At 74.9% G+C, this 13792-nt stretch carries 2 protein-coding genes; both read right to left on the reverse strand.

Annotation, left to right across the window (positions count from 1 at the left end; genetic code table 11):
• The coding region (locus tag ACFVGY_RS36585) for an SDR family NAD(P)-dependent oxidoreductase (RefSeq protein ID WP_385686554.1) at positions 1-10501 on the reverse strand (10501 nt) is incomplete at its 3' end.
• A gap of 76 nt (positions 10502-10577) precedes the next feature.
• A partial coding sequence (locus ACFVGY_RS36590; RefSeq protein ID WP_385686557.1) for a type I polyketide synthase occupies positions 10578-13792 on the reverse strand: 3215 nt, incomplete at its 5' end.

Raw genomic sequence — 13792 nt, forward strand, 5'->3', positions numbered from 1 at the left:
GGCGGACACCGGTGGCGGCGCCGAGCCGGTTGCGCAGCTCGACCGCCGTCAGCGAGTCGAACCCGACCTCGCTGAACGAACGCGCCGGATCCACCGCTTCGGGGCCCGCGAAGCCCAGCACCGCAGCCACCTGGCCGCGGACCAGCTCCAGCACGGCCCCCGGCTGCTCCTCCGGAGCCAGCGCCACCAGCTGCCGGACGAACACGCTGCCTGCGGCCGAGCCGCCCCTCGCCCGGCGGGCGGGCATCCGGACCAGGCCGGACAGGAGCGGCGGGAGCATCCCGCTGCCGGCCTGGGCGCGCAGCGCCGCCAGGTCCAGCTTCACCGGAACCAGCAGCGCGTGCTCGGCGGCGCAGGCCGTATCGAACAGTGCAACGCCCTCGATGGCGGTGATGGCGTCGACGCCGCCACGGCCCAGGCGCGACACGTCCTCGGCGTCGAGCGTGGACCCCATGCCGCCGACCTCGGCCCACAGACCCCACGCCAGCGAGGTACCCGCCAGACCGCACGCCCTGCGATGGGCGGCCAGGGAGTCCAGGAAGACGTTTCCGGCCGCGTAGTTGGCCTGGCCGGCGCCGCCGAACACACCGGCGGCGGAGGAGAACAGGACGAAGGCCGACAGGTCGAGGTCCCGGGTCAGCTCGTGCAGGTTCCACGCCGCGTCCACCTTCGGACGCAGCACCGCCGACAGCCGCTCGGCCGTCAACGAGCCGATCACGCCGTCGTCCAGCACACCCGCCGTGTGCACCACACCCGTCAGCGGGTGCTCCGCCGGAATCCCGGCCAGTACGGCCGCCAGGGCCTCCCGGTCGGCCACGTCACACGCCGCCCAGGCGACCTCGGCGCCCAGACCCGCCAGCTCCGCCGTCAACTCCGCAGCACCCTCGGCCGCCTCACCACGACGGGACACCAGCAGCAGGCGCCGCACACCCCGCTCAGCCACCAGATGCCGCGCGAACAGCCCGCCCAACGAGCCGCTCGCACCGGTGACCAGCACCGTGCCGTCCGTACCCCACTGCGGGGAGGAGTCGCCGGTCGCCGTGGGCCGGGCCAGCCTCGGCACCAGCACGGCCCCGTCGCGTACCGCGGCTTCGGGCTCGCCCGAAGCCAGCGCCGCCGAGAGCCCCTCGGCCACGTCGACGTCGCCTTCGCCGTCGACGTCGACCAGGACGAACCGTCCCGGGTTCTCCGACTGTGCCGACCGCACCAGACCCCAGACTCCGGCCTGCGCCAGGTCGGACACGCCGTCACCCGGTACGGCAGCCACCGCGCCCCGCGTCAGGAACACCAGGCGCGCGTCGGCGAACCGCTCGTCCGCCAACCATTCCTTCACCAGGGCCAGGGCACGGCCGGTGGCCGCGTGTGCCGCGGCGGCCGTGTCCTCGTCGGCCGGTGCCGTGCACGGCACCACGAGCGCCGCGGGGATCTCGCCGCCTTCGACGACGGCCACGCCGAGACCGGCGAGGTCAGCGAAGGCCTGTGTGCTCTCGCCGAGCATCAGCCAGTCGTCGAAGGGGCCGTCGCCGACGGACGTCTCCACCCACTCCACGCGGAACAGCGAGTCGCGGTGGCCGCCGGCCGCCTGCGCGAGCTGCTCGGGGGAGAAGGAGCGCAGCGTCAGGCTGTCGACCGAGGCGACGGGAGCACCCGCCGCGTCGGCGATCTCCAGCCGGACCGCGTCCCGGCCGGCCCGGGAGAGCCGTACGCGCAGGGCGTCCGCCCCCGCGGAGTGCACCGAGACCCCGGACCAGGAGAACGGCAGCCGTCCCCCGCCCGTGTCCTCCACCAGCCGGCCGAGGCCGATGGCGTGCAGGACGGAGTCGAGGAGGGCCGGGTGGATCGTGAACTGCTCGGCACCGGGCTGGGCTTCGGCCCCGATGCTCACCTCGGCGTACACGGCCTCGCCCTGCCGCCACGCGGCGCGCAGCCCCTGGAACACCGGCCCGTACCCGAAGCCGGAATCCGCCAGCAGGTCGTACAGCCCGGCCACCGGGACGGGCTCGGCGCCGGCCGGCGGCCAGGCCGAGAGGTCGAACGCCGGTGATGCGGCGGCCGCTTCGGCGAGGACGGCGGTGGCGTTCCGCGTCCACGGCTCGTTGTCCTCGGCAGCGTCCCCGCGGGAGTGGAAGACGACGGTCCGGCGGCCCGACTCGTCGGGCGCTGCGACGGCGATCTGGAGCTCCACGCCGCCGTCCTCGGGCAGGACGAGCGGTGCGGCGAGGGTCAGGTCGTCGACGAGGTCGCAACCGACCTGCTCGCCCGCCCGCAGGGCGAGCTCGACGAAGGCAGTCCCCGGCAGCAGGACAGAACCCATGACCACGTGGTCGGCGAGCCACGGGTGGGTGGCCGCCGACAGGCGTCCGGTGAGCAGCAGCCCGTCCCCGTCCGCCAGGGACACCGAGGCGCCGAGCAGCGGGTGGTCGGCGGACCGGAGGCCGGCGGTGGTGACGTCCCCGGTGGCGGCGGCGGTGACGTCGAGCCAGAACCGCTCGCGCTGGAAGGCGTACGTCGGCAGGTCGACGTCTCGGGCGCCGGTGCCGGCGAAGTACGCCTCCCAGTGGACGTCGGCGCCGCGGGCGTGGGCCCGGGCGACGGCTGCCGTGAGGGTTTCCGCCTCGGGGCGGCCCTTGCGCAGGGTGGGGGCGAAGGTGGCGGATCCGGTGCGGTCGGTCAGGCAGGCCTGGGCGAGGGCGGACAACACACCGTCGGGGCCGAGTTCGAGGTAGGTGGTGGTACCGGCGGCTTCGAGGGCGCGGACGCCGTCGAGGAAGCGGACGGCTTCGCGGACGTGCCGGACCCAGAACTCGGCCGATCCCATCTCGTCCGAGACGAGGGTGCCGGTGAGGTTGGAGACGACCGGGATGCGCGGGGCGGCGTACGTCAGTCCCTCCGCGACCCGGCGGAAGTCGTCCAGCATGCCGTCCATGTGGGGCGAGTGGAACGCGTGGCTGACCGTGAGGCGGGTGTGCTTGCGGCCCGGTACGGCCTCCACGACGGCGACCGCCGCGTCCTCGTCGCCGGCGATCACGACGGCCCGCGGGCCGTTGACGGCGGCGATGCTCACCCGGTCGGTCAGCAGCGGCCGGATCTCGTCCTCCGAAGCCTGGACGGCGATCATCACGCCGCCGGACGGGAGCGCCTGCATGAGGCGGCCGCGGGCGGCCACGAGCGTGCACGCGCCGTCGAGGGAGAGGACGCCCGCGACGTGCGCGGCAACGATCTCGCCGATGGAGTGACCGGACAGGAAGTCCGGCTTCACCCCCCAGGACTCCAGCAGCCGGAACAGCGCGACCTCGACCGCGAACAGCGCCGGCTGGGCGTACTCGGTGCGGTCGAGCAGACGCGCGTCCGACCCGAACAGCACCTCCTTCAGCGGCAGTTCGAGGCGCGGGTCCAGCTCCTCGCACACGGCGTCCAGGGCTGCCGCGAACACCGGGTGGGCGTCGTACAGTTCGCGTCCGGCCCCGAGGCGCTGGCTGCCCTGCCCGGTGAACAGGAAGGCCAGCTTCCCTGCCCCTGCGGCGCTGACGGTGCCGGTCGTGACGCCGGGGGCGACGGGGTCGCCGTCCTCCAGGGCGGCCAGGCCGCGCAGCAGCTCGTCCCGGTCCCCGGCGACGACCACCGCACGGTGGTCGAAGGTGGCCCGGCGGGTGGCCAGCGACCAGGCCACGTCCAACGCGCCGGTTTCGGGCGCGTCCTCCAAGTGGGTGCGCAGGCGGGCCGCCTGGGCGCGCAGCGCCTCGTCCGACTTGGCGGACACCACGTACGGCAGCACGGACGGCGCCGGCGTCGCGCCTTCCTCCGCGGGGGCGGCGGGCGCAGTGGTCTCGTCCGGTGCCTGTTCGATGATGGTGTGGGCGTTGGTGCCGCTGATGCCGAAGGAGGAGACGGCGGCGCGGCGCGGGCGGCCGGTCTCCGGCCACGTCACGGTGTCGGTGAGGAGCGAGACGGCACCCTCGGACCAGTCGACGTGCGGGGTGGGCTCGTCGACGTGCAGGGTCCTCGGCAGGATGCCGTGCCGCATGGCCTGGACCATCTTGATGACGCCCGCGACACCGGCCGCGGCCTGCGTGTGGCCCATGTTCGACTTGATCGACCCGAGCCACAGCGGTGCATCGGCTTCGTGCTCGCGGCCGTAGGTGGCGAGCAGGGCCTGGGCCTCGATCGGGTCACCGAGGGTGGTGCCGGTGCCGTGGGCCTCGACGACGTCCACCTCGGCCGCCGTCAGGCGGGCGTTGGCGAGGGCCTGGCGGATGACGCGCTGCTGCGAGGGACCGTTCGGGGCGGTCAGGCCGTTGCTCGCGCCGTCCTGATTGATCGCCGAACCACGGACCACTGCCAGGACCGGGTGCCCGTGGCGGCGGGCGTCCGAGAGCCGCTCCACCAGCAGCATGCCGACGCCCTCGCCCCACGCGGTGCCGTCGGCCGCCGCCGCGAACGGCTTGCAGCGGCCGTCCGTGGCCAGGCCGCGCTGCCGGCTGAATGCGATGAACGTGCCGGGCGTGGCCATCACCGTCACACCACCGGCCAGCGCCATGTCGCACTCGCCGTTGCGCAGCGCCTGAGCGGCCAGGTGCAGCGTGACCAGCGACGAGGAACAGGCGGTGTCGACCGTGACCGCGGGGCCTTCGAGGCCGAAGGTGTAGGAGACGCGGCCGGAGGCGACGCTGCCCGAGCTCGACGTGCCCATGTAGCCTTCGAGACCTGCGGGGGCGCGGTGCAGGAGGGTGCCGTAGTCGTTGTACATGACGCCGGCGAAGACGCCGGTGCGGCTGCCGCGCATGCTCGCCGGGTCGATGCCGGCCCGCTCGAACGCCTCCCACGAGGCCTCCAGCAGCAGGCGCTGCTGGGGGTCGGTGGCCAGCGCCTCCCGCGGGGACATGCCGAAGAACACCGGGTCGAAGTGGTGGGCGTCGTGGAGGAAACCACCGGCCGTGCTGTAGCTCGTTCCGGCCTGGTCGGGGTCCGCGCTGAACAGGCCCGCAAGGTCCCAGCCCCGGTCGTCCGGCATGTCCGAGATGGCGTCCCGACCGTCCACCACGAGCTGCCACAGGTCCTCGGGCGACCGCACACCACCGGGGAACCGGCAGGACATCGCCACGATCGCGATCGGCTCGTCGTCCTGGACCGTGACGGGGACCGGGGCTGCCGCGGCCGCCTCCTGGCTACCGAGCAGCTCGGCGTGGAGGAACTCCGCCAGGACAGCGGGGTTGGGATAGTCGAAGACCAGCGTGGCGGGCAGGCGGACACCGGTGGCGGCGCCGAGCCGGTTGCGCAGCTCGACCGCCGTCAGCGAGTCGAACCCGACCTCGCTGAACGAACGCGCCGGATCCACCCCTTCGGGGCCCGCGAAGCCCAGCACCGCAGCCACCTGGCCGCGGACCAGCTCCAGCACGGCCCCCGGCTGCTCCTCCGGAGCCAGCGCCACCAGCTGCCGGACGAACACGCTGCCTGCGGCCGAGCCGCCCCTCGCCCGGCGGGCGGGCATCCGGACCAGGCCGGACAGGAGCGGCGGGAGCATCCCGCTGCCGGCCTGGGCGCGCAGCGCCGCCAGATCCAGCTTCACCGGCACCAGCAGCGCCTGTCCGGCAGCGCACGCGGCGTCGAACAGCGCCACACCCTCCGCCGCACCGATCGCGTCGACACCGCCACGGCCCAGACGCGACACGTCCGCGGCGTCAAGGGCGTCGCCCATGCCGCCGACCTCGGCCCACAGGCCCCAGGCCAGTGACGTACCGGCGATGCCGTCGGCGCGGCGGGCGGCGGCGAGCGCGTCCAGGAAGGTGTTCGCGGCGGCGTAGTTGGCCTGGCCGGCGCCGCCGAACACACCGGCGGCGGAGGAGAACAGGACGAAGGCCGACAGGTCGAGGTCCCGGGTCAGCTCGTGCAGGTTCCACGCCGCGTCCACCTTCGGACGCAGCACCGCCGACAGCCGCTCGGGGGTCAGGGACGCGATGACACCGTCGTCGAGGACGCCGGCGGTGTGCACGACCGCGGTCAGCGGGTGCTCCGCCGGAATCCCGGCCAGTACGGCCGCCAGCGCGTCGCGATCTGCCAGGTCACAGGCGGCCCACGCCGCCGCGGCGCCCAGCCCGGCCAGCTCGGCCGTCAACTCCGCAGCACCCTCGGCCGCCTCACCACGACGGGACACCAGCAGCAGGCGCCGCACACCCCGCTCGGCCACCAGATGCCGCGCGAACAGCCCGCCCAACGAGCCGCTCGCACCGGTCACGAGCACCGTGCCCCCGGCCTCCCATGCGGTCGTCGCCTCGGCGGCCGCCTCGGCACGCGCCAGTCGCGGTGCCAGGATCCTGCCCGCGCGCACGGCGACCTCGGTCTCGCCCGTGGCGAGCGCGGCCGAGAGTCCCTCGACGGCGTCGCCTTCGGCGTCGAGGTCGACCAGGACGATCCGGCCCGGGTTCTCCGACTGCGCCGACCGCAGCAGACCCCACACTGCGGCGTGCACCAGGTCCGACGGGCCCTCGCCCGGTACGGCGGCCACGGCGCCGCGCGTCAGGAGGACGAGGCGCCCGTCCGCGAACCGGCCGTCGGCCAGCCATTCCTTGACCAGTGACAGGACCCGGCCCGTCGCCGCGTGCACCGCACCGGCCACGTCGTCTCCGGCGGGCTCCGTGCAGGGCACGACGAGTGCCGAGGGGATCCGGCCGCCCTCGACGACCGCGACGCCCAGACCGGCGAGGTCCGCGAAGGCCTGTGTGCCCTCGCCGAGCAGCATCCAGTCCTCGAACGACCCGCTCGCCGCAGCGGCCTCGACCCACTCCACGCGGTAGAGGGAGTCGCCGCGTCCGTGGGCCTGCCGGCCCAGCTGCTCGGGCGAGAAGGCGCGCAGTGCGAGGCTGTCGACGGAGGCGACGGGCACGCCCCCCGCGTCGGCGATCTCCAGCCGGACCGCGTCCCGGCCGGCCCGGGAGAGCCGTACGCGCAGGCTGTCCGCCCCGGCTGCGTACACGGACACCCCGGACCAGGAGAACGGCAGCCGCCCCTGCCCGGTGTCCTCCACCAGGGAGCCCAGGTTGATGGCGTGCAGGACGGAGTCGAGGAGGGCCGGGTGGATCGTGAACTGCTCGGCACCGGGCTGGGCTTCGGCCCCGATGCTCACCTCGGCGTACACGGCCTCGCCCTGCCGCCACGCGGCGCGCAGCCCCTGGAACACCGGCCCGTACCCGAAGCCGGAGTCCGCGAGGGCGTCGTACAGCGCGTCGACGTCCACGGCCTCCGCTCCGGCCGGCGGCCACGCGGTCAGGTCGTACGCCGGGGGCTGCTCTCCGGCCGTAGCCAGGACCGCGGTCGCGTTGCGCAGCCAGGGCTCGTCGTCGGCGGCGAAGCCGTCCCTGGAGTGGAAGACGACGGACCGGCGGCCCGACGCGTCGGGCGCCGCGACCGTGATCTGGAGCTCGACGCCGCCCTCCTCGGGCAGGACCAGCGGTGCGGCGAGGGTCAGGTCGTCGATCAGGTCGCAGCCGGCCTTCTCACCGGCCTGGAGCGCCAGCTCGACGAAGGCCGTGCCGGGGAGCAGTGCGGCGCCCGCGACGCGGTGGTCGGCGAGCCAGGGGTGGGTGGCGAGGGACAGCCGGCCGGTGAGGAGGAGGCCGTCGGCGTCGGCCAGGGTGACGGAGGCGCCGAGCAGCGGGTGGTCGGCGGAGCGGAGGCCGGCGGTGGTGACGTCGCCGCCGAGGGTGCCGGCGTCGAGCCAGTAGTGCTCGCGCTGGAAGGCGTACGTCGGCAGGTCCACGTGCTCGGCTCCGGTGGCGGAGTGGAACGCGTGCCAGTCGACGGTGGTGCCGCGGACGTGGACCCGGGCGAGGGCGGTGGTGACCGTCCTCGCTTCGGGGCTTCCCTTGCGGAGGGTCGGGGTGAAGGCGACGGAGTCGGTGTCGCCGGTCAGGCAGGCCTGGGCGAGGGCGGACAGCACGCCGTCGGGGCCGAGTTCGACGTACGTCGTCACGCCGACCGCTTCGAGGGCGCGGATGCCGTCGAGGAAGCGGACGGCCTCCCGGACGTGCCGGACCCAGAACTCGGCCGAGGCCATCTCGTCCGAGACGAGGGCCCCGGTGAGGTTGGAGACGACCGGGATGCGCGGGGCCTCGAAGGCGAGCCCCTCCACCGCGCGGCGGAAGTCGTCCAGCATGCCGTCCATGTGGGGCGAGTGGAAGGCGTGACTGACCGTCAGGCGCTTGGTCTTCCGGCCGTCGAAGGAGTCGGCGATCGCGGCCGCCGCGTCCTCGTCACCGGCGATCACGACGGATCGCGGGCCGTTCACGGCGGCGATGCTCACCCGGTCGGTCAGCAGCGGCAGGACCTCGTCCTCCGACGCCTCCACCGCGATCATCACACCGCCGGCGGGCAGGGCCTGCATCAGCCGCCCGCGGGCCGCGACCAGCGCGCACGCGTCGGCCAGCGGGAGCACGCCGGCCGCATGGGCGGCGGCGATCTCACCGACCGAGTGACCGGACAGGAAGTCCGGCTTCACGCCCCAGGACTCCAGCAGCCGGAACAGTGCCACTTCCACGGCGAACAGCGCCGGCTGCGCGTACTCCGTGCGGTCCAGCACGGTGGCGTCGTCGCCGAAGACCACGTCCTTCAGCGGGGTGTCGAGGTGCGGGTCGAGGGCGGCGCCGACCTCGTCGAGGGCGTCGGCGAACACCGGGTGGGCGTCGTACAGTTCGCGGCCCATGCCGAGGCGCTGGCTGCCCTGTCCGGTGAACAGGAACGCGGTCCTGCCGCGGGCTCCGGCCTCGCCCAGGACGACCCGCGAGGAGGTGATGCCGCCCGAGGCGAGTGCGGCGAGGTCGGCGAGGGCCTTGTCCCGGTCGCCGGCCACGATGACGGCGCGGTGTTCGAGGGCGGCGCGACCGGTGGCCAGGGACAGGCTGACGTCCTGCGCCGTCTGGTCGGGGTGGGCGCGCAGGTGGGTGAGCAGCCGCTCGGCCTGGGCCCGCAGGGCTTCTTCGGTACGGGCCGACACCGGCCACGGAAGGGCCGGGGGGACGACGACCTGACGGGGCTGCGGCCCGGCCCCGGCGGCGGCAGCAGCAGGGTCGATGTCTCCGCCGGCATCGCCGTCGGCGTCGGCGGGGGTGGGTTCGGCGGCTGCCGCGGGGGGCGCCTGCTCGATGATGGTGTGGGCGTTGGTGCCGCTGATGCCGAACGAGGAGACGGCTGCGCGCCGCGGGCGGCCGGTGTCCGGCCAGTCCACGGTCTCGCGCAGCAGCGACACGGCGCCCGCGGACCAGTCGACCTTGGTCGACGGCTCGTCCACGTGCAGGGTCTTCGGGATCCGGCCGTGCCGGATCGCCATGACCATCTTGATGATGCCGGCGACACCGGCGGCGGCCTGGGTGTGGCCGATGTTGGACTTGACGGAGCCCAGCCACAGGGGGAGGTCCTCGGTGTGCTCCCGGCCGTACGTGGCGAGCAGCGCCTGGGCCTCGATGGGGTCGCCGAGGGTGGTGCCGGTGCCGTGGGCCTCGACGACGTCGATGTCGGCGGCCGTGAGCCGGGCGTCGGCCAGGGCCTGGCGGATGACCCGCTGCTGGGAGGGCCCGTTGGGGGCGGTCAGGCCGTTGCTGGCGCCGTCCTGGTTGACGGCGGAGCCGCGGATGACCGCCAGTACGCGGTGGCCGTTGCGGCGGGCGTCCGAGAGCCGCTCGACGAGCAGCATGCCCGCGCCCTCGCCCCAGCCGGTGCCGTCGGCGGCGTCCGCGAAGGACTTGCAGCGTCCGTCGAAGGACAGGCCGCGCTGCTTGCTGAACTCCGTGAAGGTGCCCGGCGTCGGCATGACGGTGGCACCGCCCGCGAGGGCGAGGGTGCACTCGCCCTTGCGGAGTGCCTGCATGGCCAGGTGCAGGGTGACGAGGGAGGAGGAGCAGGCCGTGTCGACGGTCAGCGCCGGGCCCTCCAGGCCGAACGTGTACGAGACGCGGCCGGAGGCGATGCTGCTGGACGCGCCGGTGCCGAGGTAGCCCTCGACCTCCGGGGGCACGGCACGCAGGCGGGAGGCGTAGTCGTGGTACATGACGCCGGTGAACACGCCGGTGCGGCTGCCGCGGACCGACGTCGGGTCGATGCCGGCCCGCTCGAACGCCTCCCACGAGATCTCCAGGAGCAGCCGCTGCTGCGGGTCCATCGCCGTGGCCTCACGGGGCGAGATCCCGAAGAAGGCGGGGTCGAACCGGTTGGCAGAGTGCAGGAAGCCGCCCTCCTGCACGTAGCTGGTGCCCCGCCCGTCGGGGTCCTCGTCGAACAGTGCCCCCGTGTCCCAGCCGCGGTCGGTGGGGAACGGGGAGATGGCGTCGGTCTCCCCCGCCACGAGCCGCCACAGGTCCTCGGGGGACTCGACGTCGCCCGGGTAGCGGCAGCTCATCCCGATGATCGCGATCGGCTCCTGCTCCTCCGACTCGACCTCCTGGAGCCGGCGGCGCGTCTCGTGGAGATCGGCCGTCACCCGCTTCAGGAAGTACCGGAGCTTTTCCTCGTTCATGCGTGCATCCCTCGTACAGAAGCCAGAGAGTCGGAAGAGTCAGAGTGGTGGGGAGAGGTGGAACGGAGCGGCCGCGTCATGAGATGCCGAACTCCTTGCCGATGAAGTCGAAGAGGTCGTCGTCGGTCGCGCTCTCCAGCGCCTCGGCGACTTCGGCGCCGTCGGCGGCGGTGGCGCCTGCGGCCTGGGCCCCGGCCTCGCCCCAGGCGGCCAGCAGGGCCTGCAGCCGCTCGGTGATGCGGTCGCGGCCGGCGTCGTCGGGCGTGGACGTGACGAGCGTCTTCTCCAGCCGGTCGAGTTCGGCGAGCAGCGGGGGTACCGCCGCGGCCCCGTCCTGCCAGAGCTCGTCGCGCAGGAACTCGACGAGCGCCGTCGGGGTCGGGTAGTCGAAGACGAGGGTGGCGGGCAGGCGGACGCCGGTGGCGGCGCCGAGCCGGTTGCGGAGTTCGACGGCGGTCAGCGAGTCGAATCCGACCTCGTTGAAGGACCGTGCCGGGTCGACCGCTTCGGGTCCGGCGAAGCCGAGGACCCCCGCGACGTAGGTGCACACCAGCTCCAGCAGGGCCTCGTCGCGCGCGGCCGGCGAGAGTCCGGTGAGGCGCTCGCGCAGTTCGGCTCCGCCGTCCGTGCCGGGGGCGGTGGTGCCCGCGGCCCGGCGTGCGGGCGTCCGGACCAGGCCGGTCAGGAGCGGCGGGAGCATCCCGCTGCCGGCCTGGGCGCGCAAAGCCGCCAGGTCCAGCTTCACCGGGACCAGCAGCGCCTGCCCGATTGCGCCGGCGGTGTCGAACAGGGCGACGCCCTCGGTGGCGGTGAGGGCATGGACGCCGCCGCGGCCCAGGCGCGAGACCTCCTCGGCGTCCAGGGTGGCCCCCATGCCGCCGACCTCGGACCACAGGCCCCAGGCCAGCGAGGTGCCGGCGAGGCCGGCCGCCCGGCGGTGGGCGGCGAGCGCGTCCAGGAAGGTGTTGGCCGCCGCGTAGTTGCCCTGGCCGGCGCCACCGAACACACCGGCGGCGGAGGAGAACAGGACGAACGCGGAGAGGTCCAGGTCCCGGGTCAGCTCGTGCAGGTTCCAGGCCGCGTCCACCTTCGGACGCAGCACCGCCGACAGCCGCTCGGGGGTCAGCGACCCGATCACGCCGTCGTCCAGGACGCCGGCGGTGTGCACGACCGCGGTCAGCGGGTGCCCGGCCGGGATGCCGGCCACCACGGCCGCCAGCGCGTCCCGATCGGCCACGTCACAGGCCGCCCAGGCGACCTCGGCACCCAGACCCGCCAGCTCCGCCGACAACTCCGCAGCACCCTCGGCCGCCTCACCACGACGGGACACCAGCAGCAGGTGCCGCACGCCGTGCCCGGTCACCAGGTGCCGCGCGAACAGCCCGCCGAGCGAACCGCTCGCACCCGTCACCAACACCGTGCCGTCCGCGTCCCACGCCGGGGCGGACTGATCGCTGGCCGGGACCGCGGTACGGGCCAGCCTCGGCACCAGCACGGCGCCGTCGCGTACCGCCACCTCGGACTCGCCCGAGGCCAGTACGGCGGGCAGGGCGCGGTGGGACGCGTCGCTGCCGTCGGTGTCGGCCAGGACGATCCGGCCCGGGTGCTCCGACTGCGCCGACCGCAGCAGACCCCACACCGCGGCGTGCACCAGGTCCGACGGACCCTCGCCCGGTACGGCGGCCACCGCGCCCTGCGTCAGGAACAGCAGGCGGGAGTCCGCGAACCGCTCGTGCGACAGCCACTCCTGGAGCAGCGCCAGCGCCCGTCCGGTCTCGGCGTGCACCGCGCCCGCGAGGTCCTGCGCTCCGGTCGCCGGGGACAGCGGGACGCAGACGAGCGCCGGGTCCGCGAGCGTCGCGAGGGTGTCGTGGGCCTCGTAGCGGACGCCGACGGTGTCGAGGCCGGGGTGGCCGTCCCCGAGCAGGGCCCAGGGGCGCTGCTCGGCTGCGGGGGCCGGGGTGACGGGTACGGCGGTCCAGTCGACCTGGAACAGCGAGTCCGGGCGGGCGCCACGAGCCGCGGCGCCGATCTGCTCGGGCGAGACCTCCCGCAGCGCCAGCGATTCCACCGAGGCGACCGGGGTGCCCGCCGGGTCGGCGAGCTCCAGTGCGACCGCGTCGCGGCCGGCCGGGGCCAGCCGGACCCGTACGGCGCGGGCGCCGGCGGCGTGCAGCCGGACGCCGCTCCAGGCGAAGGGCAGCCGTCCCCGGCCGGTGTTCTCGACGAGGGAGCCGAGTCCGGCCGCGTGCAGGGTGGCGTCGAGGAGGGCCGGGTGGAGGCCGAACCAGTCGGCCGTGCCGGCGGTCTCCTCGTCCAGGCTCACCTCGGCGTACACGGCGTCGCCGTGCAGCCAGGCGGAGCGCAGGCCCTGGAAGGCGGGGCCGTAGTCGAAGCCGGCGGCGGCGAGGCCTTCGTAGAGGCCGTCGAGGTCCACCGCTTCGGCTCCGGCCGGCGGCCAGGCGGTGAGCTCGGCCGCCGGGGTCGCGGCGTCGGCGGTGCCGGGGGCGAGGACGCCGGTGGCGTGCCGCGTCCAGGGCAGGGCGGGGTCGCTGTCCTCGTCTCGGGAGTGCAGGGCCAGGGAGCGCCGTCCGGAGTCGTCGGCCGCGGCGAGGGAGAGCCGCAGCTGGGCTCCGCCGCGCTCGGGCAGGACCAGCGGGGCCTCCAGGGTCAGCTCCTCCAGGACCGCGCAGCCGACCTGGTCGCCGGCGCGGACCGCGAGCTCGACGAAGGCGGTGCCGGGCAGGAGGACCGAGCCGAGGACGGCGTGGTCCGCGAGCCAGGGCTGGGTGGCCGTCGACAGCCGGCCGGCGAAGAGGAAGCCGTCCGAGTCGGGCAGTTCGACGGCTGCACCGAGCAGCGGGTGGTCGGTTGCGCCGAGGCCGAAGCCGGCGGCGTCGCCCGGGGCGTGCTGCGCGCCGACGGCGGAGTCGAGCCAGTACCAGTCGCGCTGGAAGGCGTAGGTGGGCAGTTCGGCCTGGCGTGCGCCGGTCGGCGCGAAGTACGCCTCCCAGTCCACGGCGGTGCCCCGGGTGTGGGCGAGGGCGAGGGCCGTGGCCACGGTCTCGGGCTCGGGGCGGCCGGCGCGGAGGGCGGGTGCGAAGCGGGCCGCGCCGTCCTCGGTCAGGCAGTCCTGGGCCATCGCCGAGAGCACCCCGTCGGGCCCGAGTTCCAGGTAGGTGGCTGCGCCGGCGGTTTCCAGGGTGCGGATGCCGTCGAGGAAGCGGACGGCTTCCCGGACGTGCCGGACCCAGAAGTCGGCGGAGGCCATCTCGTCGCCGGCGAGGGCGC

It is taken from the genome of Streptomyces sp. NPDC127106, assembly GCF_042677605.1.
In the GTDB taxonomy this organism is placed as follows: Bacteria; Actinomycetota; Actinomycetes; order Streptomycetales; family Streptomycetaceae; genus Streptomyces.